Here is a 727-nt window from a genome sequence, read left to right as displayed (position 1 = left end):
TTAATTTTATAAATAGTGTTTTTTTCATTTTTGCTCCTTAAAACTTAAATATAAATTTAATAATTAGGCAATATTTTTATGCCAACTTGAAAACCTATGTCAAAGCTTGATATRTTTTGTTTCATTAATTTGGTTAGATTTGCATTTTGATTGTTTAAAAGAGGTGTTTTTAGAGAAACTCCAAAGTCGTATCCAACATACCCGCCTAAAACAAAATTTATTTTTTTATCTGTATAAATAGTATAGTCTACTGAAAATTTTATATATGGTATTACTGGAATATTAAATATATTTTTTACTTGAAAAGCATTATAATTTTCAATGTTTCTATCAATTTCATTTTTTGTATAATTATAATATGAAGAAACAGACCTAACATATAAAGGCACTTTTACTCCGCCTGCCAAACCAAAAGAGAATTTTTTCCAATTTAATTTCGGATATATTCCAAAAACAATACTTTCAAACATATAAACAGAAGTATTTTTATTATTATCATCTCCTCTAAAAAAAGAAAACTCATCATGAGAATAGCCTATCTCCCCTAATAAACTAAAACTCATATCTCTATTAATATTAAATCTATAGCCTATATTTAATAAAACTCCAGAATCAAAACCAACTCCAGATTTTCTATTTTCTTTTTTTACTATATTATTAAAATTAGTCTCTTGCTGCTGAGTTAGATTTTCATTTGTAAGAGAATATTGATTTATTCCAACTCCAA

The 727-nt window shown here is 24.2% G+C and carries 1 protein-coding gene; it reads right to left on the bottom strand.

Annotated features, from left to right (window positions below):
- Positions 1-56: 56 nt before the first annotated feature.
- Positions 57-727, bottom strand: a 671-nt coding sequence (locus GQX97_RS13140) for an outer membrane beta-barrel protein (RefSeq protein ID WP_157152286.1), incomplete at its 5' end; no start/stop codon positions are given.

Source organism: Brachyspira sp. SAP_772 (assembly GCF_009755885.1).
GTDB lineage: Bacteria > Spirochaetota > Brachyspiria > Brachyspirales > Brachyspiraceae > Brachyspira.
The sequence above is the reverse complement of the archived record's forward strand: the minus strand, read 5'-3'. Positions and strand labels throughout refer to the sequence as shown.